Origin of the sequence: Halalkalibacter akibai JCM 9157 (genome assembly GCF_000513135.1) — a bacterium.
GTDB lineage: Bacteria > Bacillota > Bacilli > Bacillales > Bacillaceae_D > Halalkalibacter > Halalkalibacter akibai.
On sequence record NZ_BAUV01000008.1, the window covers coordinates 69,061 to 91,920 of the forward strand.

Annotated in this window: 16 protein-coding genes, 1 pseudogene and 1 riboswitch; of the genes and pseudogenes, 7 read left to right on the forward strand and 10 right to left on the reverse strand. The window is 35.4% G+C overall.

Annotated elements, in window-relative coordinates; all coding sequences use genetic code 11:
- Positions 1-53: 53 nt before the first annotated feature.
- The 5 genes from JCM9157_RS07010 to JCM9157_RS07025 form a co-directional block, all read right to left on the reverse strand.
- Positions 54-710, reverse strand: a complete 657-nt coding sequence (locus JCM9157_RS07010; protein ID WP_052012997.1) for a DUF2306 domain-containing protein — start codon at positions 708-710, stop codon at positions 54-56.
- A 42-nt stretch (positions 711-752) separates the two neighbouring features.
- Positions 753-1,826 carry a Gfo/Idh/MocA family protein gene (locus tag JCM9157_RS07015; RefSeq protein ID WP_035663360.1) on the reverse strand — a complete coding sequence of 358 codons (1,074 nt, stop codon included), beginning with the start codon at positions 1,824-1,826 and terminating at the stop codon, positions 753-755.
- 178 nt (positions 1,827-2,004) lie between these two features.
- On the reverse strand, positions 2,005-2,136 hold the full coding sequence (locus tag JCM9157_RS23890; RefSeq protein WP_081734091.1) for a DUF4023 domain-containing protein: 132 nt from the start codon (positions 2,134-2,136) through the stop codon (positions 2,005-2,007).
- A gap of 119 nt (positions 2,137-2,255) precedes the next feature.
- The gene (rluF, locus tag JCM9157_RS07020; RefSeq protein ID WP_035663362.1) at positions 2,256-2,963 is read right to left on the reverse strand and encodes a 23S rRNA pseudouridine(2604) synthase RluF; all 708 of its coding nucleotides are present in this window, start codon (positions 2,961-2,963) and stop codon (positions 2,256-2,258) included.
- 76 nt (positions 2,964-3,039) lie between these two features.
- A complete protein-coding gene (locus tag JCM9157_RS07025) occupies positions 3,040-4,338 on the reverse strand; it encodes an MFS transporter (RefSeq protein WP_439644333.1) in 1,299 nt (432 codons plus the stop codon).
- Between the two features lie 67 nt (positions 4,339-4,405).
- Here JCM9157_RS07025 and JCM9157_RS07030 point away from each other — a divergent pair, with 67 nt between their 5' ends.
- The 3 genes from JCM9157_RS07030 to JCM9157_RS07040 all read left to right on the forward strand — a co-directional run bounded on the left by JCM9157_RS07030 (position 4,406) and on the right by JCM9157_RS07040 (position 9,735).
- Positions 4,406-5,452: an LLM class flavin-dependent oxidoreductase gene (locus JCM9157_RS07030; RefSeq protein ID WP_035663364.1), complete on the forward strand. Its 1,047-nt coding sequence runs from the start codon at positions 4,406-4,408 to the stop codon at positions 5,450-5,452.
- 195 nt (positions 5,453-5,647) lie between these two features.
- A riboswitch (cyclic di-GMP riboswitch) is annotated at positions 5,648-5,727 on the forward strand.
- Positions 5,728-5,778: 51 nt separating this feature from the next.
- Positions 5,779-8,400: an EAL domain-containing protein gene (locus JCM9157_RS23285; RefSeq protein WP_052012998.1), complete on the forward strand. Its 2,622-nt coding sequence runs from the start codon at positions 5,779-5,781 to the stop codon at positions 8,398-8,400.
- A gap of 18 nt (positions 8,401-8,418) precedes the next feature.
- Positions 8,419-9,735 (forward strand): ABC transporter substrate-binding protein, encoded by a 1,317-nt coding sequence (locus JCM9157_RS07040; protein WP_052012999.1) that lies wholly within the window; start codon positions 8,419-8,421, stop codon positions 9,733-9,735.
- A 364-nt stretch (positions 9,736-10,099) separates the two neighbouring features.
- On the opposite strand, the pseudogene JCM9157_RS07045 reads toward JCM9157_RS07040, so the two are convergent.
- From JCM9157_RS07045 to JCM9157_RS07055, 3 genes and pseudogenes are all read right to left on the reverse strand, one after another.
- Positions 10,100-11,529 (reverse strand): annotated as a pseudogene (locus JCM9157_RS07045) (NAD(P)-binding domain-containing protein).
- 238 nt (positions 11,530-11,767) lie between these two features.
- Positions 11,768-12,520 carry an SGNH/GDSL hydrolase family protein gene (locus JCM9157_RS07050; RefSeq protein ID WP_035663365.1) on the reverse strand — a complete coding sequence of 251 codons (753 nt, stop codon included), beginning with the start codon at positions 12,518-12,520 and terminating at the stop codon, positions 11,768-11,770.
- A gap of 117 nt (positions 12,521-12,637) precedes the next feature.
- Positions 12,638-13,861, reverse strand: coding sequence for a two-component system sensor histidine kinase NtrB (locus JCM9157_RS07055; RefSeq protein WP_035663366.1), 1,224 nt, complete (start codon positions 13,859-13,861; stop codon positions 12,638-12,640).
- 871 nt (positions 13,862-14,732) lie between these two features.
- Between JCM9157_RS07055 and JCM9157_RS25225 the strand changes: the two genes are divergently transcribed.
- From JCM9157_RS25225 to JCM9157_RS07070, 4 genes are all read left to right on the forward strand, one after another.
- Positions 14,733-14,975 (forward strand): histidine kinase dimerization/phospho-acceptor domain-containing protein, encoded by a 243-nt coding sequence (locus JCM9157_RS25225; RefSeq protein WP_235714835.1) that lies wholly within the window; start codon positions 14,733-14,735, stop codon positions 14,973-14,975.
- Positions 14,975-15,505, forward strand: coding sequence for an ATP-binding protein (locus JCM9157_RS25230; protein WP_235714837.1), 531 nt, complete (start codon positions 14,975-14,977; stop codon positions 15,503-15,505). Before JCM9157_RS25225 ends, JCM9157_RS25230 begins: the two co-directional genes overlap by 1 nt.
- Positions 15,506-15,923: 418 nt before the next feature.
- On the forward strand, positions 15,924-18,701 hold the full coding sequence (locus tag JCM9157_RS07065; RefSeq protein ID WP_035663367.1) for a bifunctional diguanylate cyclase/phosphodiesterase: 2,778 nt from the start codon (positions 15,924-15,926) through the stop codon (positions 18,699-18,701).
- Between the two features lie 23 nt (positions 18,702-18,724).
- Positions 18,725-20,365, forward strand: coding sequence for a thiamine pyrophosphate-binding protein (locus tag JCM9157_RS07070; RefSeq protein WP_035663368.1), 1,641 nt, complete (start codon positions 18,725-18,727; stop codon positions 20,363-20,365).
- A 352-nt stretch (positions 20,366-20,717) separates the two neighbouring features.
- Here JCM9157_RS07070 and JCM9157_RS07075 read toward each other — a convergent pair whose 3' ends face one another.
- Both JCM9157_RS07075 and JCM9157_RS07080 read right to left on the reverse strand, forming a co-directional pair.
- Positions 20,718-21,374: a hypothetical protein gene (locus JCM9157_RS07075; protein WP_052013000.1), complete on the reverse strand. Its 657-nt coding sequence runs from the start codon at positions 21,372-21,374 to the stop codon at positions 20,718-20,720.
- A gap of 239 nt (positions 21,375-21,613) precedes the next feature.
- Positions 21,614-22,846, reverse strand: a complete 1,233-nt coding sequence (locus JCM9157_RS07080; protein WP_035663370.1) for a SpoIIE family protein phosphatase — start codon at positions 22,844-22,846, stop codon at positions 21,614-21,616.
- Positions 22,847-22,860 lie beyond the last annotated feature (14 nt).

Sequence of the window (22,860 nt, forward strand, 5' to 3'; positions counted from 1 at the left end):
TACTCTGTTACTAAAGTTAAATTTTGCAGAATAGGTGTTATGTCGTTTACATTTTAAATTGATAGCGACTTAAGTTGGCTCCTTTTTCTTCTCGTTTTTCTTATCCAAATCTCAATCACTATAAGATTACCTATCAGACCTAACCAAATAGCACTCACATATCCAATTGCAAAATGATCAAGTGAATACCCAATAGCAGCTGACCATATCCGAAAGGTCACAGCGACGAAAGTAATGGCATAACTTCGATACATCCATTCTTTATGTAGGTTGAAGTTTCTCTTTCTAATAAAGGAATAAGCTAGGTAAGTAGAAAATAACCATGAAATAGAGAGTGATAGAAACCCAAGTTTAGATAGAAAACCACCAAAGGCAAACCATGATAAGTAAATACCAGCGAATCCACTAATAATGATGGAGAGAACGTAGCCCTTTCCCAGAAAACGATGTGTTTTTAGTTGGCGAGGCTTTTTTTGAGATAGAAATTGAAAGGGACCAATTACTAAAGCAAGAGATGCTGTTAAAATATGTAGATATAAGACATAGTTCCAAGGCTTATATTCCATTCTAAACATCTCAAGCCCTTGTTCTATTATGATTTGATTTCCTATAACAGGGTCAAAAATAAAATACCTACTAATAGAAGCTATACCGAGTAGTAATGCGAATAAAATAATGAAGCCTGTCGTTATTTTAAGAGACCATTTCATTTACGTGCTCCTTTAATATAGTTGTTAGGGTACTAGTCGGCTTTATTCAGCCCATGGCTGACGGGATGTTGTTACCTTTTCCGAAGAGAGAATGGCTTGTTTTATCATAAGACCTAGGTATTGATCTTGTGAAGCTTCAGGAAGGCTATAAAAACTTGGACCACCTCCAACGTATTCCGCCATCTTTATTAAGCAAGAAGCAATTGCAATTTCATCATCATAAAGTCTGGCAGGCTTGAAAGGATTTTTATAAACCCAACTTTCTCCTACTAGAATCCCATCTAGATAATATCCTTCTTGGTTCTCTTCTTCACCTTTATTAATACGCTTTAAATCTAAGTGAATAGGAGTGGAGTAGTCTTCGAGTAGCGTTAAACGGGTATCAAATAGTTCGCCACGATCTCCACGTACTGATAAATGGTTTGAGCGAATCCATGAACGATGCTGGTCCTTTGTAAAATCATAAATTCCTAGCTTTCCTCCAAATTCGAGCCAAGCAATATCACGTTCAGCCATAATCATTTTTTCTTCTTTTGGTGGTCCACTTCGGTCCGGACCTGCTATTACAGGCGCTTTAAACTGCATTCCTCTAATGGTTGCATTTTCAAAACCAATTCCGAGCACCTTTCTTATTAAACTTATTCCGTGGTAAAAATGAGAAATGGAAACAGTAGCTTGAGTGACGTTTCCTAACTTATTTGAGTTAATGATGGATTGTCTTGCTTGATGTAGAGGGTGCAAGTGGTATTGTTCTGCAACTTGTAGTTTGGCTCCTTTACAAGTTAGTTGTTCATGTAAAGTTATTAATTCTTCTATTGTTGGAGCGGGAGGGGTTTCGGCTAATGCTGGAATACCAAGTTGCCCTAGTTGTTGTAAATATTCTGGACATGCCCAACCACTAACTGAAACGACAACAAAATTAGGGTTTTCATTTTGCAACAAGGCAGTTAAATCTCGGTAAGTAGTAACATTCCATTTTTCTTCTAGATCGCGTCCTTTTTTTTCATCTCTCACAACCATCCCACAAATACGGAATTGCTCGGGGAGAGCTTTGGCAATTCTTAAATAATATTGTGCTCTAAAACTAGCGCCTCCTATGATGCTAAATGAGATCATGGGTTAGTTCCTCCAATAGTTTGTTTGGGTATTTACTTTTATTTACTCATAGCTGTGTATCAAGTATTTTATTTAACAAACGAATGGAAAATCCCTTTATAATAATATAAAAATGAACCTTTTATCATTAATTAATAAAAGGTTCATCAGTAATTATGTGATAAAGGTTATACCTAAACTACTTATTCGTACTATGCTGCTTACTAGGCAACTTACGATTAGCGTGTGCCTTACCTTGACGCTTTTCATTTTGCTTTGCCTTCTCTTGTCTTTCATGTAATTTCTCTACAAACTCGTGTGTATCATCCATTATGAAAACCTCCTTTATAGAATTCCTAGTTAATTTCTCCTCACTAAAGAAATTCATACACCTTCAAACTAGAAAGAAAAAAGACTAAGCATAATAATGCTTAGCCCATTCATATAAAATTACCACTCTTTCGGTTCATAATTGAGCTCTCTGAACAATTGAGTGCGTTCTTTTTTGGATAGGTCTCGCCATTGCCCAGGAGGGAGATTGCCTAAATGGATATTCATAATTCTTGTTCTTTGAAGTCTGAAGACGTTGTAACCTAATGCTTCGCACATACGGCGAATTTGACGGTTAAGGCCTTGTGTTAAGATGATTTGGAAGTCGAACTTGGATAGCTGGTGGACTTCACATGGTAGCGTTTTTGTACCTAAGATGTTTACACCCTCTGACATATTTTTTAGGAATTCAGGGGTGATCGGCTTGTCCACAGAGACAATATATTCTTTTTCGTGTCTATTTTCAGCACGTAAAATTTCGTTAACGATATCGCCGTCATTCGTCAGAAGGATAAGGCCATCTGAATCTTTATCTAATCTTCCGATGTTAAAAATTCGTAATGGATGATTGACTAGGTCAATAATATTTCCTTTTACTTTTTTTTCTGTTGTGCTAGTAATACCTACTGGTTTATTTAAAGCAATATATACATTATCTCTTGCGACACGTATCGGTGCTCCGTTAACTAGAACTTCATCTCCAGGTTCAACCTGGCTTCCGATCTCAGCGCGTTTCCCATTGATTGTAACTCGGCCTTCATTGATTAATTTATCAGCACCTCGTCTTGATGCTTTTCCAGCTTCACTAATAAATTTATTAATACGCATGTTACCACATCCTTTAGTGCAGGTTCATTTTCTTGGAATACTTTACTATAACTTATTTAAAAAGCTGAATCAAAGTCTAGTTGGAGATCTCCCTAAGAGGTGATTTAGCTTTCATCTTATAAACTTGATATAACAATAATGCTAGCACCGACAATACAATCCCTAATATGTAAGGTAACCCGATTGTAATAGTGAAGAGCCATCCGCCAAGTGGGGGACCTACGACTCGTCCGAGCGAATCAAATGATGATAAAAGACCTGTTGTACGACCATAGCCGGTCGGTGTTTTTTTCGTTATTAAAGAGGAAACGCTAGGGCGAATTAAGCCATTACCGACACCAAAAATCGTTAAGAAGAGAGCTGCAGTGAAGAAGCTATCAATAAATAAAATAAGAGAAAAACCGATTGCTGAGATGACAATTCCAATTTGAATAACTAAGCCTTCTCCGTACTTCTTCGTTAGTTTTCCGACTAACCCACCTTGTACAAGTGCTCCAGCAAGACCCATGATCATGAAAATATAACCAAGTTCCACAGCGCCTAAATTAGCTTTCTCATAAGCAAAATAAGCAAAAGTTGCTTCTAAGCCAGCTAAAGAGACAGACACGAACCATTGAAGGATAAAAAGAATCGAAACAGGACCTTGCAATGCACTAAACAAGGATTTTTTTTCTGTTAATTGTTTGTTGCGTTGTTCAGCAGTTAATGATTCTTTTAGAACAAGAAAAACGAATAAAAATGTGATAATGGATAGAGTACCAGCAATGTAAAAAGGAACACTTAAGTTAGATTGAGAAAAAATACCTCCTATAGCTGGTCCAAAAATAAATCCTAAACCGACAGAAGCTCCGATTATTCCCATTCCTTTACCACGGTCTTCGTCTGAGGTAATGTCAGCTACATAAGCCATAACAGTCGGCATATTAGCAGAAGAGAAAAATCCACCTATCACCCTTGCAGCAAAAAGCATCCACAGTGTAGAGGAGACGGCTAATAAGAAAAAAGATAGAGCAAGACCGAAAATTCCAATCATGATAACTGGCTTACGTCCAACTCGATCAGAAATACGCCCCCACATCGGTGCAAATATGAGCTGCATAACGGAGTAAACAGCCATTAATAAACCTAATTGTGTTGGTGTAGCCCCTATTTCTTCAACGTAAAAGGGCATTACAGGAATAATGATTCCAAATCCAACCATGACAAGAAACATGACAGCAAATAAGACAGGTAACGCTTTTTTTGATTCCAATATTGTATTCACTCCAGATACTGAACTGTTATATTTTTTAATTGTACTTATTTTACCATATGTAGAGCAAAAACTAGCTATCCGTGACGGCTTATTCTCTAAATCAGTTAAAAAACTTGAAATGGTAAAGATGTAAACTCAAAATAAAGTTAATAGTTATCATGAAATTGAAAATAAGGAGGAGTAAGTAGTGGAAATTGGAGTTAGTACCTTTGTAGAAGTAACCCCAGATGTGAATACGGGAAAGGTAATTAGTCATGCCGAGAGGTTACGTGAGGTTGTAGAAGAAATTGTTTTAGCTGATCAGGTTGGATTGGATGTGTTTGGAGTTGGCGAGCATCATCGCAAAGATTTTGCTGCCTCTTCGCCTGCCGTTGTACTTGCCGCAGCTGCGTCACAAACTAAACGAATAAGGTTAACAAGTGCGGTTACTGTGCTTTCCTCAGCCGACCCAGTTCGTGTCTTTCAAGATTTCGCGACGCTAGATGGAATTTCAAATGGTCGTGCAGAAATTATGGCAGGACGTGGTTCTTTCATTGAGTCATTTCCACTATTTGGCTATGATCTAAACGACTATAATGAGTTGTTTGAAGAAAAACTTGATTTGCTGCTAAAGCTACGTGATTCAGAAAAAGTAAGCTGGAGAGGTGGTCATAGACCAGCCTTTACAAACCAAGGTATTTACCCTCGTCCTGTGCAAGACCCAATACCTGTTTGGATTGGGAGCGGTGGAAATTCAGAATCTGTTATTCGGGCTGGTTTACTTGGCCTTCCGCTAGTGTTGGCTATTATCGGAGGTCGACCGTTACAATTTGCCCCTTTAGTTGAACTTTATAAACGAGCTGCAGCTAAGGCGGGTCATGACGTTTCTACTTTACCCATTGCATCGCATTCACACGGCTTTATTGCTAAGGATACAAATACGGCAGCCGATAAGTTCTTTGCGCCTACTCAACATGTAATGAACGTTATTGGGAAAGAACGTGGTTGGGGTCATTATGACCGTGCAAGCTACGATGCTGCGAGAAGTTTTGAAGGAGCCCTTTATGTAGGTGATCCAGTAACAGTAGCTGAAAAGATTATTCATTTAAGAAAAAATGTTGGAATTACCCGTTTCATGCTTCACGTACCAGTTGGCTCTATGCCTCATAATGATGTGATGAGTGCGATTGAATTACTAGGAAAAGAAGTAGCTCCACGCGTCCGAGAAGAAATAGCGAAGTGGGAAGCTAAGTAATCATCAAAGGTATTAAGAAGGCTGCAGAAAAACATAAATTTGCAGCCTTTTTTTATAAAATAGAAAGATAATCTAGGAATAAAAAGGAATATTTAGTTAAAATGTGACATCTTTCGACTTTGTTCAACAATATCTATTAAAACCTGTAAGATTGTATTATAATAGGTCTAAAGTTGAGTGATCTTAATTGTTAATTACATAATTTGGCAAACTGTGTGAAAGCATAGGACGCAAAGCCACGGGTCTTCGCATAGCATGATAGCCGGGTTGCAAAGGGAACTGCTATGGAGCAGTTTTTTATTTTTTTATAGGGGGTGAATAGGTATATGGAACTAAATAGAGCGAAAATTATAATGTTTGTAATCTTATTTTCGTTAGCTTTTTTTACAAGAATAAATGTAATTGAGTTACCTTTAGGAATTACAATTACATTTGTAAGTATATTTCTTCTTTTAATTTTGCGCCTTTATAATTTGAGAACAGCTCTTTTATCTGCATTGCTTATTCACCTCATCTCTGTTTTTAATTTTCAATTTATTTTGTGGGATATTGGAATGTTCTTAGAACTTGTTTTTATATCTCTAGTTTTTCGTTATAAACCAAAATCAAATATTGTTATATGGGGAGCTCTATTTTGGGTCTTTATAGGAGTAATTAGTTCAGCGTGGGTTTATTATTTCGCATTTGATTTAAAGTATGAGAGCGTTTTAATATTTTCTGCAGCAAAGGATATTTTGAATGGAGTCTTTAATATTTTGGTGTTTGATATACTTCTAACTTATCTTCCTTTTCACAAATGGATGAGACAAAGATCACCGAAAACGATAGATATAAAACAACTTTTATTCCATTTATCTTGTGCGTCCATGATTTTGCCATTTTTATTGTATGCCACGTTTAATTTATGGAATTCAATTGAAACCGTGGAGAAAAATTTAATTCAAAGTGCGGAACAAAATGTGAAGCAAGTAGAGCAAGAATTGAAATCTTGGAATACGGAAGACATTCTAAGTTTAAAGTTGTTCGGTGTTATCCAAATTGGCTATCTTGAACAGTTTCTAGCGACTACAACTCTCCAAGAAGAGTTGATAGTGACTACTACTGATGGAATTATCATTGCCACAAATAACGATATGTACCAACCTAAAGACTACTTTGATTGGATGATAGAAAATAAGGTTCAACAAGTAAATCCTCATTTTTATCAGGTTATTCCAGATGACGATACAATCCCGGTTCACAAGTGGGCGAATGGATATTATCTTTATGAAACATTTATAGACTCTCCTGAATTAAAGCTGTTAGTAAAACAACCGATAAAGCCCCATCAGGAGAAAATTTTTAGTGAGTTTGTTGACCAATTTATGTTTCTGACTATTTTTGTGTTGTTTGCCTTGGTCTTTTCAATCTCGTTACATCGCCTTTTAGCTAAAACACTTAATCGGTTGGCAAAAACAACTAATGGTTTAGCAAGGAAGTTGAAAACCTTTGAGCCAGTCCAATGGCCAGCTTCTCGTATTACAGAGATTGCCTCATTAATAGAAAATTTCAAGGCAATGTCAGTAGGTTTACAAAACATGTTAAAAGAAAGTAATAAGTTAAATGAAAAGCTAAGAGAGCAAGCAGAGGAACTAAAGAGGTCGGAGAATATGTTACATAAACTAGCGTTCTATGATAGTTTAACATCTTTGCCTAACCGACAATATTTCCAACAGTATTTACCTACGACCATTCAAGAAGCGAAATATAAGAAATTCAATGTAGCGGTTTTATTTATGGACTTGAATCAATTTAAGCAAATTAATGATACGTTAGGTCATTCAGCCGGAGACGAACTATTGAAATTTATAGCCAATAAACTAGTTGAGCTTGAAACTAGTAAAGTTCAAGCTTTTCGTTTAAGTGGGGATGAGTTCGTCATAATCGTAAAGGAAGTAGCAAATAAACATGAAGTGTTAAAAATAGCAAAAGCAATAGAAGAAATTTTTGAAAAACAAATCCTTATTCAAGAGCAGTTGTTGCATGTATCAGGTAGTGTTGGAATTAGTATGTATCCAGCGGATGGAGAAGATGAACACACTTTAGTCCAAAACGCCGATATTGCGATGTATAGCAGCAAGGCAAAACCAGGAACGACTGTTGAATTTTATAATGAAGAGATGAGAGTAGACTTCACAGATAAAATTAAGATAACAAATGAATTAAAAAAGGCAATAAAGAGGGGCGAATTTCAACTTCATTATCAACCAAAAGTAAGTAAATCTAAACAGCTTAAAAGTGTAGAAGCTTTAATTAGATGGAAAAACAAAGATATGGGTGATGTTAGTCCAGCTTTATTCATTCCTTTAGCTGAAGAATGTGGATTAATTCATAAAATAGATCAGTGGGTTTTATATCATGCGTGTAAACAAAATAAAGAGTGGCAGAATGCTGGTTATCCAAAGATTAAAGTCTCTGTGAACGTCTCTGTTAAAAATTTTCATCAATCTCAATTAGTAGAAAAATTAAAAGAAACATTAGTCGAAACAAAATTAGAGGCAAAATATTTACAAATTGAGTTAACTGAAAGTGTATTCATTGAAAATAGTGAAACTGTCATTGAAATGATTCACCAAATAAGACAGTTAGGTGTCTCGGTATCAATTGATGATTTTGGGAAGGGCTTTTCATCATTAAGTCACTTAATGAATCTACCAATTAGTGAAATTAAACTAGACCGACAATTTATAACCAATGTAAATGCTGATCATAAAAAAGCGCTTATTGCTAGTCATATTGTTGAGATGGCTCACCAATTAAACTTTAATGTGGTAGCTGAAGGCGTAGAAACAAGTGAAGAGTTAGAGTTTCTAAAGCAGATTGAATGTGACGAATTACAAGGTTTTCTTTTTAGTAAACCTGTTCCTAAGGAGATATTCGAACAATTCCTAAAAGCGCCTCAATTTTAAGAGAGAAAGAGGTGTATGATGAAGTACATCATTTTAATTATGAGTTTTTTATTAGTTGTTGGTTGTCAAAAAAAGGTTGAAGAGATAGATCAAAGTACTATGGATACTCAATCTAATAAAAGCGAGTCAACTGTTGAATTAGAGCTCTGGTCATATTATGGGGAAGGTTGGGATACAGTTATAGATGCATTTAAGGAAATTCATCCAAATATAAAGGTTAAAGTAAGTACATTACCTTATGACACTTATGTAAATTACTATTTACGTGCTTTAGCGAATAAGGAAGTTCCAGATCTCATGGTTATAGATAGTTCACACTTCGGGCTTTTTAAAGCAATTGACGGACTAGATAATCTACTAGAGCCTCCTTACCAGTTAACTAAGTATAAGGAGAATTTCTCCATACCTCTATGGAACATGGGCCTTTCACATGATGAGTCAAGAATGGTTGGCCTTCCATATGAAACATCACCTCTTGTGACGTATTATCGAGCTGACCTTATGGAGAAGTATGGATTTCCCTCAGATCCGGAAACCCTTGGAAATTTCTTGGAGGATCCAAATAACTGGCTAGAGATAGGGAAAGCATTGAAACAAGATCACATTTCGATTACCCAATGGTTAATGGATCCAATTCATATTTATGAATCAACGAGGGGTAATTTTAATAAAGAGCTAGAATTCATAAAAAATGATCAAACTTTTGAACAAGCAATAGAAATTGCTATAACATCTCGTGATCTGGGGTTAGTATCCTATCTTGATATATGGTCATCAAATGGTTTACAGGCATTAAAAAAAGACCAGATTGCCATGCTCTATTTAGGAAGTTGGGGCGCAGAACAATTGAAAAATTGGGTACCGGAGCAAGAAGGAAAGTGGAGAGTAACTCGACTTCCATTTAATCAATATGGAGCAAGCAATAGTACAATTATGGCGATTCCAGCAGATAGTATTCAGAAAGAAGCAGCATGGAAATTCATGGAGTTTTATACGATTAAAATTAAAGAATATGGCACTACGGGTACCGTAACAGGTTATCTTCCAGGCAGAAATAATGTAGATAGGATGAATTATGAAAATGAGTTTTTTGGTGGACAAAAAGACCAGCAATTGTACGAGAAACTTATAAAACATGTGGATGAACCATATATAACGCCACTTGATCAAAAGGCGAAAACGATCTGGGAAGCTACTATTAATACAGGGGTTGAGCGGCAGTTTCAAAGTCATGAGATTGTTGGGATGGTTAATGAAGCTATTGAGGAACAACTAGGGAAGGATATCGAGATATTGAGGGGAGTAGGGAGTAAGAAAGATATTCAGAGAAAATGAATTATGATGACTATATATTGATGAACCATTTTTTATATTTTGAAAAAATGGTTAGTGTGCAACACTAAAAGAATTGGTGTAATTAATAGGAAGACGATTAAAACTAGAACATTTAATAAAAGTAGTTCAAGACCAGCAAGAAGTAACAATCTTTCTAGTAAACCTACCAATGTAAAACGTATTTAGTAGTGTTTACCTATTTAAAATAATTTAAAAGTATTTGTACAAAAGAGGAAAAGTGAAAGTGATATTATAAAATGGAGATGAAAAAAGCAGTAGTTAATTAACTACTGCTTTTGGTATCCTTAAAGTTTTACATAATTAATATGTTTTAAAAAATAGGGTAACGCTTATTAAGTTTTTATCACATCTCAACCTTACTTCCCTCAGACCACTCCCCAAAAAACTCAATCTCATTATAGCTAAAGTAGTCTTCAAGAACCTCTTCACGATTATCTAAGAAAAGTTGATCGGCGACTGCAGTTGCGAGCTTTGGAATACTAAAGCGTAGACCTGAAAGAGCAGAAGCAGAAACACCACAACTAATTAAGGCAGAATAATTAAATGCGAACAATCCATGTAAGTTGTTATCTCTCTTTTTATCGCGACTTATAAAAGCAAAGCCAGGACTAAGATAAGGGTGTGCATCTAGAATAGGGTTTGATAGATGTTTTGGTGCGCTGAACCGATCGCTCCAACGGGTAATCTCTTTTTCAACGAGCTTTAACTCTGGTCGGAGGGCAGGATCTGTGAGTAACCCAGTACTGATAATTAAAAAATCAAAAGTGAATGTTTCATGAGGAGTTGTTACCACTGCACATTCATCTTCCGCTTTTACATGTTGCCATGGTGAATCTAGGTGCAGGTGAAATCCGGGCCAAGCTTTTGCTCGTTCAAATGTATCATTTGTCGGTGGTTGGTTATGTTTGAAAAATGAGTCATGACGGCATATTTTTCATGATCATCTAAAGCATGATAGCGTTCAATCATACCTGAAACTTCCATTTGTCTGATAGGGTTGATACGTGGCATTTCTTTGCGACGAATAAATACGTGTGCCTCGGCTACTCCCTCTGATAAGGCGAAGTTGGCGTTGTCAAAGGCAGAAGCACCTCCACCTAATATAGCAATTTTCTTTCCTTTTAGTACATCAAAATTAATTGATTTTGATGTGTGTGCATAAAGGTGGCTTGGTAAAGTATCTTTAACGAGTGGAGGAACATGCCATTCGCCGCCACCTTGAATGCCAGTAGCAAGAATCACTTTTCGTGCTAAAATTTCATTTGACGATGTATTTGAGCCACTCAAGTGAAGTCGAAATAATCCTTTTTCTACAGGCTCTACAAGATTTAATTTCACTTCATTTATAACCGGTAAACTTAGAATTTTTCGGTACCAACGTAGATAATTCATCCATTCGCCACGAGGAATCTTATCCAACTGTTCCCAGCCTTCCTCATCATGCTGCGCTTCCCACCAAGATCTGAAAGTAAGTGATGGTACACCTAAATCAATAGAAGTTAAGTGCTTCGGTGTTCTTAATGTTACCATACGAGCATAAGTTTCCCACGGACCTTCTAAACCTTCCTGATTTTCATCAATTACTAGTATGTTAGAGACGCGTTCACGTAAAAGTCCAAAAGCAGCTCCTAAACCGCTTTGCCCGCCTCCGATAATGACTACATCATAAACATGTCCCTCTGAATGAATGAAAGGGCGCACCCAATTTGAACGACCATAAGCTAGATAAGAGAGTTCCGTCTTGACACGTTTGTTTAAAGCATCTAAGCTCATACATTTCATTCCCTTCAACTTATGTAACTTCCACGACTCTAAGATTTTTTTTAATCGTAGCATGGTTATCTAGAAGGTTGGATGTATGCTTTAACTAAACTAATGAATATAAATTATTCATTATAACTAAAGCTTTAGTTAATTGGTAAAAAGATCTTAATAATCAGTTGTTTCAATTAAGTGTTAGATGATCGAACATAGAAATAAGCTGAGCCAATCATCGGCTCAGCTTCAAAGTCTATTTTATTAGTTTTATTGCAATCTCTGCCAGCTTTTGTTGTCCTGCAACGGTTGGATGGATATCCCCTGCAATGACGTACAATTGTTGATTGTCGCCGAAAGCATGATAAGCATCTGCTAGTAAAATATTAGAGTGTTGAGTATTTAGCATGCCAACAAACCCTAAAAGATGCTGATTAATACTAGGTAATACACTCTCCGAATTAGCTACATAGTGAAGAGGGTCTGTTTTTTGAAATGGATTATATACATTATAAACAACCACTGGAGCGGATGTTAATGAGCGAATCTCTGTAATAATGGTTCCCAAATTAGTAAAAAGGTCACTTTCCTCTAGTTGTTGTTGTAAATAAAACAGAAAAAGGTCTTGACTCCCACCACTGCGAGCCTGTGCTGTACGCAATGCAGCTAATAAATCATTATTTCCGATAGTAAGAGTAATCGTATCTGCATGTCGAACAGCTTGACGATATTTTTGATCGTTTTGTAATGCGTTTAGCATTTGATCTGTACGCCAACCTGGAATGGCTAGGTTACGTACGCGCATATCTGTTGCCTCTCCGATTAGATAAGGAAAAGCTTCTTTTGATGTTGTGGCATTATCATTGTTAGTTAAATTATAGCCGTATGGAATAGAGTCACCTAAAGAAACGAGGGAGAGCTTGGCTTGATCACTTTTGGCGAATGCACTAGTTGAGAAAAAGAGTGAGGCTAGGATGAGTAATATCAATGTTTTCGACAACGCTTTCATTTTATTCCTCCTTAGATATATTCACTTTAAGTATAAAACAAGAATATAGAAGAAGTTGTCGAAACTAGGGTAGGGAATAAAAAATACTAACTAAAATTAATTAGCTAGTATCTCGGTTTACTGATAGATAGGAAGTTTTATTGTAAAACAAGTTCCTTCATTAGGACTACTTGAAACGGAAATCGTTCCATTGTGTAATTCAATGATCTTCTTTGAGAGCGAAAGACCTAATCCTGTCCCGGTTTCTTTAGTAGAATAAAAAGGTTCAAAGATATAATGTAGGCTTTCTTGCGGAATACCAACACCATTGTCTTTAAATAAAATAACTAGGTCATCTCCCGATCTATCACACTCTACTGTAATTGTAAGGTGAGTCTTTTGCTTTGAATCAACCGAATTATTAAACAAATTGACGAAAACTTGGATAAGTTCATTGTGGTCAATTAGCAGTAGTGTATTAAACACATTAGGATGATACGTTATTTGGAAATCTACATCTTGAATCATGGCTTCACTGAACATCAAGTCTTTGAAATGAGAAAAGAATTCTACCACTTTTTTTGGTTTTTTTTCAATAGGATTGTGTTTGGAAACCGTTAGAAATTCACTGATTATTTTATTGGCACGATCAAGCTCAGGAATAAGAAGATCTTTGAATAAGTCTGTTGTTTTTGATTGCTCTTCTTTTGAGAGTAGTTGCAGGTAACCACGCACAGTCGTTAAAGGATTTCTAATTTCATGAGCGATACTTGCTGATATTTGCCCAATCATTCTCATTTTTTCTGCTTCTTTTGATTCGTTTAAAAAGTGGAATACACCAATGACTCGAATGACATGGCCAGAGCGATCCCGTATTAAACGTGTATTTATAATTCCGTAGTTGGAATCTAATATTTCTTCATTAATAAGTTCTTTTTCTGTTCTTAATGTTTCGAGTAATTTGATCTCGTTATTTTCTAGATTTAGAAGTTGTTTAATTGGTTGATCTAGTACTTCTTTTAAGGAAGTCTTAAAGTCAATTAACACCTGTTTGTTACATAGCGTCACATTTCCAGCTTTATTGATAATCACAATATGATGTGGAACAAGATCAAAGAGAGGTTGCAGGAAAAGTTCTAGTTGTGCAAATTCCTCTTCATCTGAAAAAAAACGTAGGTCAATTAGTTCCTTTAGATGCTTATCTACCTTTTTTATTTTACTATCCTGTTCATTGGCTTTTTTTACGAATGATTTATTTAAGATAGAATCCGTGTAGTTAATATCTATAGGTAGTTCGCTGATCAGACGTTTATAAAAATCTAATTCCTCTTGTAAAGACGTAAATGTAGGAGGATTGGGCATGGGATCTCACTCCAATTCTTACTAAAAGCTTAAGATATAATTTATAGTTAATCTAAAATAAAAGTAGTTCTCATGTTAGTTATGATACTTGATCTATCAGGCTGTGTAAATAGAACTAGTTTGGTAGACAGAACAGTTTGAGGTTAACCATAAATGTAGCCAAGCTTATCAGAAGATGCAAGAAACTCCGCTACATAGGTAGAAGCTATCTTAAGCGCTTCTTCTAAATCAACTTCAACATGTGCAACACTGTCTTACGGTAGACGTCATATCTAATGAAGAACCAGCTGAACGTCCGTTTTCTGTTGTATATTTACTAAGTTGAAAAAGTAAGCTATTTATTTTGCTATTAAACAAAAATTTGAATTAAATGGTTTTTTTGATAGACTATAACAAACCGTATCGTTCTAAAGGAGTAAGTATGAGGGAATTTTATAATATAGTTAATAAGAAAATCTATTACCTGTCTTGTGTCTTCATGATTATTATTATGAGTATGGGCTTGTTTGTCTTAAATCCTCGAATGGAAGCTTTTGATTTTGGATATGTCCTACATTTAACTTTGGTTACCTTATTTTCTATATGCATTTTGATTTATCCAAAATATGAAACATATATGTTGAGGTTCATAACTATTACAATAGCATCTTTATATTTTTATGCTTTGTTCTTCTTATACCCAGACACTTGGTCAACGTTTATCTTTCTCTGCTTAATTCCAGCTTTTTCAATTTTATATTTTGACTCAAAAATTTTCTATTTCTCTTTAGTTTTGAATTTTATCTTTATATCGGTTACTTTACTGTATATTATTTTGGTTGATCAGGGTAAATTATTTTCCCACATAGAACAGGATTTAGTTGGGAACACATTGAATTTTGTAGGAAGTCAAATCGTTATCTTTTTAATTTATTTCTTAAGTGATGTTCGTAATAAAAAGCAGCAATTATACTATGAGCAAATTCAGCAAACCGAACGCTTAAAAACAACAGGCCAATTAGCAGCAGCTGTTGCGCATGAGATTAGAAACCCTTTAACGGTTGTGAAAGGATTTCTTCAGTTATATGAGAAAGAACCAACGTTTGATGATAAGAAAAAAAGCATTTTAAATTAATGATTGATGAACTAAATATTGCCGAACATGTTATTACACAATTTTTATCACTTGCTAAACCTAATGCCCAAATGCAATTACAAGCTGTTAATGTAAGTGATTCTCTAGAAAGTGTTACCGATTTATTGTCTTCTTATGGTTTGTTCCATGATATTAGTATTGTATTAGAGATTGAAGAGGATTGTGTCATTTCTATAAATGAAATGGAATTTAAACAAGTCATGATCAACTTAATAAAAAATGCAATAGAAGCATCGAGCACTGGCAAAGATGTGCATGTCAAAGCTAAGCGAGATAACAATTATGTTTTCATTGAAGTTCAGGACCAAGGGCAAGGAATGTCGGAGAAAGCCATTCAATCGTTGGGTACACCTTTTTATTCATTGAAAACGAAGGGAACTGGACTTGGGTTAATGATCTGTTTTCAAATAATTGAAAAATACAGAGGGACCATTCACTTTCAAAGTGAATTAGATAGGGGTACAAGAGTTGTTATAAGACTTTTAAGTACAAGTTCCGCGATTAAATAAATATAAAGATAAGGTCTACTAAGAAGGCATTTTTAGTAGGCCTTTTTATATTGGGATAGTAGACACTAACATATATATTTAAATTGTAGGACAAAAATGTCGAAGACCGTCTAAAAATCATTATTAAACAATTAGGTTCAATTTTACTTTTTAGATATAATATTTCAGCTTGGATTTGAAAAATAATGTTATTTATCTAAGTCTATTATAGGTCTTATTTGGTTTTATTTATTAACAAACTGAAGTATGGCCTGTGATATAATGCCTATATAATAAAATATATAAATCTTTTTTAGAAATATATATAAATATATTTAGCTTTAAAGGGATTTTTCTTGAAATTGTCGAAAAAGGAAGAAAAGGCTGAGCATGAGTGGAATCGAAGCAAGACTTATTTAGAACAAGGGAAGTGTAAACATTGGATCAAAGGTATACGCAACTTGCTAATATCACAAAATTGATTAATACAAAACTCGAGTTGAGAGACGTACTCCAGCATGTAGTAACCGCTATATCAGAAGAAATAGTCCAATGTGATTCAGTTGGTATTTATTTACCCCAAGATGATGGAGCATTTAGAGGATATGTAGGAAAGCCTGAAGTTATCAATGGCATGACTTTAGATATGCAAGTAATTGACACTGATATGGATCTCTTAGCAAAAGAAGTAATTGAAACACAAAAAACCATCTATATTCCTGATACGTCAAAGGATAATCGTCCAGATCCTAGAGCTGTTGAGGGTTTTAAAATAAAGTCGCTACTTGCTCTACCAATTTCTTATGAAAATGAATTGTTTGGGCTTGTTTTTCTGTTTGATTATGGCATTCCGATGAATTTGACAGAAGCAGAGATTCAAACGGTTGAAGCGTATGTAAATATGGCGGGTGTAGCGATTCAAAATGCCACCAATTTATCCCGGAAGGAAAATCTCATAAAAGAAAAGCAACTTCTCTTAGATGTTACAAGAGATTTATCATTGTGTTCAACGATGCAAGAAAGTTTAGACAGATGTTTTTATTATGTAGGTGAAGTACTTGATAACGCCAATGTAGGTGTTCATTTACTGGAAATCATCGCCAAAAGGGAAATTAAACCAGCTAAGTTAAGTAAAGACAGTGATTGGACTGAGGAGGATTGGGTTAAATCTCATAATGATATCTCTTTTGAAGATGATGATCTTTTCAAAGAAGTTATTAAAACGAAAAGAGCCATTTTTGTTCCAGATGTTTTTAACGATCCGAGACCGAACCATGTGGCTTGTTCAAATTTTGGTATCAAAAGCTTATTTATAATGCCAATCGTTACAATGGGGGAGGTACTTGGCCTAATAGCTGTCCCGAATTTTGAAGGAGAAAAAATTAAAATTTACTCTGAAGCGGAGATGCAGCTTGCGCAATCTATTGTTGATGCAACAGCATCCACCTTATCGAATCTTCTTTATATGGAGAAACAAGAAACCATTATAGAGGAAAGAACTTCAGAAATTAGTGTGAAAAATCAAGAGTTGGAACAAGCAATTGCCGACCTGCAAAGGCTGAGTCGTGAAAAAGAGTTGATTCTAAATTCAGCAGGTGAAGGAATTTTTGGGTTGGATTTAAATGGAAACATTACGTTTTGTAACCCTGCGAGTGCTTCGATGCTAGGATATGCTTCGGCTGAATTAATAGGGAAATCGTATAGTTATATTTTTCATAAAGACAAAACTGCAAAAGTTACTAAAAAAGTTATTTCTGCAAGTGATAGTCATACTGATGCATACTTTTACCGCAAAGATGAAACCGGTTTACCAGTTGAATATGTTATTTCTCATATCAAAGAGGGCGGTAATGTGGTTGGGTATGTGGTTACATTTAAAGATATTACTCAGAGGAAGCAAATGGAAGAGAGAATTAGATATCATGCTTACTATGATAGTCTAACGGATTTACCAAATCGTGTGCTCTTAAAGGAGCGCTTAGATCAAGCTATAGAGTATGCGCAAAAACATGGTGAACAAATGGCAGTTTTCTTCCTTGATTTAGACCGGTTCAAGTTAATTAACGATACACTCGGACATAGTTATGGTGACCTTCTATTACGTGATGTAGCAGAACGTCTAAGTGCAAGTGTACCAACTTGTGCGACAGTTTCTAGACAAGGAGGGGATGAATTTACGATTATCATTCCGAGTATAGAAAACAAAGCAGAAGTAATTGAGATCGTTAATAACGTAAACGGTTCATTTTTCCACTCTTTTAATTTAAAAGGTCATGAAGTTTATGTGAAAAGTAGCATCGGAATTAGTATGTTCCCGGAAGATGGCATGACAAGCGAAGAACTCATTAAAAACGCAGACACAGCCATGTATAAATCAAAAGAACTACCAGGGAATAATTTTCACTTCTTCGAATCAGGTATGGATAATAGATCATTTGAAAGCATTAAGCTTGAAAATGATTTATATAAAGCGCTTGAGAAAGAAGAACTAGTCATTTATTATCAACCTCAAATTGATTATAAAACAAAAACGATAACAGGAGTTGAAGCTCTGTTAAGATGGGTGCATCCGACTGAGGGAATGGTTTCTCCAGACATCTTCATCCCAATTGCAGAGGAAACGGGTTTAATCGTTCCAATTGGAGAATGGGTTCTAAGAAACGCTTGTAAACAGATTAAGGAATGGCATGAACAAGGCTATAAAGACATTAGTGTTGCTGTGAACTTATCTGTAAGGCAGTTTGAGCAAAACAACTTATTTTCAGTAGTCAAAAGTATTTTAGATGATGTTAAACTCTCACCTCAATATTTACATTTAGAGTTAACTGAAAATGAGATTATAAAAAATAAAGACGTTACATTAAAAACGATGGAACAGTTAAAAGGGCTAGGAATTAACATTGCCATTGATGACTTTGGGACAGGCTACTCATCACTTGGTTATTTGAAGAATTTTCCGATTCACACATTAAAAATTGACAAGTCTTTCGTTCAAGATTTAATGACCGATAGTGATAATGCGGCAATAACCGATACGATTATTATATTGGCTCAAAACTTAAAGCTAGACGTTATTGCTGAAGGTGTGGAAACACAAGAAGAAGCTGAATTTCTGGCAGAGAGAAATTGCTACATGATGCAAGGCTATTATTTTAGTCGTCCTGTCAGTGCAAATGAATTAGTAGAAAAGTTTTTAGGTAATTATTTAAATATATAGGAAGATTACAAGGAGGCTAAGGAATGAAAGCAGTACGTTCCGTATTAGAGTATTTAAAAGGCAATGGAGTAGAATATGTGTTTGGAATACCAGCAGGATCAGTAAATGCTTTTTTTGACGAATTATATGATATGCCTGAAATCACACCTGTTATCACAAAGCATGAGGGAGCAGCTTCATATATGGCTGCTACGTACGCTAAGTTCTCGAAGAAAATGAGTGTGTGCATTGCTTGCAGTGGGCCAGGGGGCACCAATTTAGCCACAGGAGCCGCAAATGCAATGAGAGAGCATTTACCTGTCTTATTCTTAACAGGAGCCGTACCGGTTAATACCGTCGGTTTAAATGCATCTCAAGAGTTGAATGCAGAGCCTATATTTGAACCTATTACGAAATACAGTGTTACAGTGACTGATGCAAAGGATTTACTACCTGAAATTGTAAAAGCAACTGAAATTGCTATTTCGGGAGTGCCAGGCCCTGTCCATATTGCGATGCCAATTGATGTTCAGCTTGAAACGGTTGCTCCTGTTGACATTCCTTCAGCTCCTGTTAGAAAGCCGATTGTACCTAGTGCAGAAACGATTGCTAGAGTTGCTAGAGAACTAGTTGAGAGACAAACGGGTTATATTTTCGTCGGACAAGGTATTAGAAATTCAGTTGACCAATTGCTTGAATTGGCGGAACTACTTAACTGGCCAATTATTACATCTCCTCAAGCAAAAGGCTTTATTCCGAACCATCCCTTAGTCGCTGGTGTTTTCGGATTCGCCGGACACGAGAAAGCGTCTGAGCTAATTAATGAGGGCGATGTAAACTCACTTTTAGTGATTGGATCAAGTTTAGGAGAAACAGCAACGAATAACTGGAATCAAAACTTGACACGAAATCGGTTTATGATTCAATTAGATTTTGATCAAACGGTTTTCAACCGAAAGTATAAAGCTGATATTCCGGTTTTAGGTGATATTAATCTTAGTCTGCTATTTTTAATAGAAGAATTGAAGACTCTCGGTTTAACAAGTAAAAACAGAAATGAAGAACCAGTAACTGTTAAAAATGATGAAAAAGATTTAAGTGAATACAATTCAAAAAATGTATTTCTTAAGTTGCAAGAGCTTCTTCCGAAGTCTACTCGCTACTCGGTAGACATTGGTGAATTTATGTCTTATGTAATCCATCATATGGACGTAGTTGATTATGATAGTTTTGATATTAATGTTCATTTTGGTGCAATGGGAAGTGGAATTGGATCAGCAATTGGATCGAAGTTAGCTGAGCCAGAGCGTCCGGTTGTTTGTATTACTGGTGATGGCTGCTTCTTCATGCATGGTATGGAAATTCTAACAGCGAAGGAATATAATCTGCCAATCTTATTTGTTATTATGAATAATGCTCGTCTTGGAATGGTTTATCATGGTCATTCTTTACAGTATAAACGCGCGCATGAGCGTTTCGGACAAGAGCCTATTAACATCTCAAAAATGGCTGAAGCGATGGGAATTCCAAGCTACCGAGTTGAACATATGGAAGATATAAATCAAGAAGCAATGGCTAAATTAACTGACTTACAAGGTCCAGCTGTTTTAGAAGTAGCTTTGGTTGATAATAGCATTCCTCCAATGGGAGATCGAGTTAAATTTCTTTCTTCGTTTGGTAAGTAAATACTAGTTTTGAAGTTAAAGACCGGATTGCACCTTAGGGGTGATTCGGTCTTTTTTTGGGAGTGTAGTTAATTAGAGTGGAGAAATTAGTAGGTCTACTGAAAAAAGTGGTTTTTTCCTTTTTAGTGGTCTTGATAGGGGACATGAGAGACCTTATTTATTATGAAATTAGTTTTTAACAAGGTGAGAGGACAGAGGGGTTTTTATTACCTGAAAATCACTAGAATTTAACGTTTGATTAGCTAGATAAGGGCTCTACAGTCCTCTAAAGTCGTAAAATGGCTCTACTTGCCTTAAATAAGTGCTCTGGTGTCCGCCTCTGGTCTCAAATAAACCTAGGTTTTAAAGCAATTTATATCATGTGTGCGTATGACTTATTAATAACAGCCATAATTTTTTTCATCGTTTCTACTTTAAAATCATCTGCAACAGAGTCGCCTGTAGAACTAACTAAATAGCAATCTCCATTTTCCGTACGATATGTAAAGCCGTGGGAGATTAACGAGTCTTTTAACTCATTAGGTAAACTACCAAGACCAGTTAGTTCGGTGAAACGATCAGTAATGCAGACTTTTACATCTATATCCATCAAACCTGTATGAACCGCAAATAAATCATAATCATACCTGGAAATCCATTGTCCTTTTGAGAAAAGTGATATACCTGATTTTTCAAGAGACGAAATTCCATTTAAATTAATGCCGAAAATAAAATTGATTATGGTTCGTATGTCCATCCCTGTAAGTGGTTTTCCATGCTGCGTTAAATGTGCATCGATAACCTTCTTACTTACTTCTTCTGGAGTAAGGGAGGATATATCAATTAGATTTTGAGCTCTTTTATATATAGGAACGTGATCTAGTACGATGCCATACACCTCTGTGATCACTTCACATACTTCAGTGCTTGTGATGTCACTTGAGATGGTAGAGAGTTCTAAGTCCATTAATTCCACTTTTGACTGTTTTATTTCTAACATTTCTTGCTTTGTTACGTTTAACTGAGTCATGGTTTTTAACTCCTATCAAAGTAATATTCTTATAAAGCTGTTTTCGTTACATTATTGTTTTTGATAAGTGCCTTCCTCTATTTCTGCAGGAGCCGATTGACTTTTGCTCCATTTCACTTAGAGGATTAATTACGAAAATAATCTTATATAAAAAGGGGTAAGGCGAAAGAGTATTTATTAATAAAAAAATGAAGCGTATACTAGTTGAAGCGTAGCGGTCGCTTAGGATAAATACGACGCTAAGGATAAGTTAATAATTTTTCATTTAGATCTATAATTATAAAACATTTGTCATCATTTTTATCTGTTTCGGGTAATTCTTTGTTGATCAAACTGATTAGTTTCTTTTTCATCTCTATTAACGAAGTTTGTTTTTCAGCTTTTATAATGGAGAGAAGTGTGTTTGATTCTATTATGTCTGAAACCCCGTCTGTATAAAGAAATAAGCGACCAGGGCTAGTATAGGTAAAGATACTAGTTTCAAATTGAATACCTTTTATTAAACCAATTGGTGGGATTGTAGATGAAAGTTCAACCTGTTCCCCATTTAAAGGTTGCCAGACTGCCCCAGGGTGTCCAGCATTAATGTAGCTAATTTCTTGTTTTTTCGTATCTATTAACATATAGATGGCCGTACTATGGTGTCTAGCTTCCTCGTTATGTTGAAATAAAGTATGAAGGTGTTGATCTAATTCTTTCATTACAATATCAGCTTTAGAGCCTGCAGAAATTAATTTCTGGAATAAAGAGTGTAGAGACATCGTAATTAAAGATGAGGAAATGCCATGCCCCATCACATCGACAATCATGATTCCATACGTATGTTCGTTCACTTGGTAGAACCCATACATATCTCCAGATAATTGATTAGAAGGTTGATAGTAGGCCTCTGTTTGCAAATGTTCAGTATGCAATGGCTTAGTTAAAGATGTTTTTTGAACTAATTTTGCTAACTGGAGTTCTTTTTCTGTTTCTAACTTATACTGTTGATTTTGTTTATATAAGATCAGGAGTTCCTCTTGTTTTTTTTCAAGTGTTAAGAGTGCTTGTTGTAAATCAGCATTTGCTTGCGCTTTCTCTTCTAGAGCTGTCTCCGCCACTTTTTTAGCTTCAAGTAGTTCATTTTCAAATTCATTTCGCTTCTGCATCTTGATGAGGACACAGTCAATAAAAACCTTTCCGTCCTTTTTTCTTTGCTTTGCATTCACTAGTACGGGAACTTCCTCTTTATGAATAGATTCTAAAGAAAGATACATTTCCTCAACTTGCTTAACCTTTACAAGTGGGACAAAATACAATTGATAAAAGATTTGAGAAGGTAAGGTTAAAATTTTATTAATGTTTTCGCTGATTAATGAATCATGGGAATACCCTAGTAGAGATTGTAGTGTATCGTTTATATAAACGATATTACCTTCTTCAGTTAAAGTAAGAAATCCACATGGTGCAAAATCTAATTGTTCATTGTTCATTAATTCCCACCTAT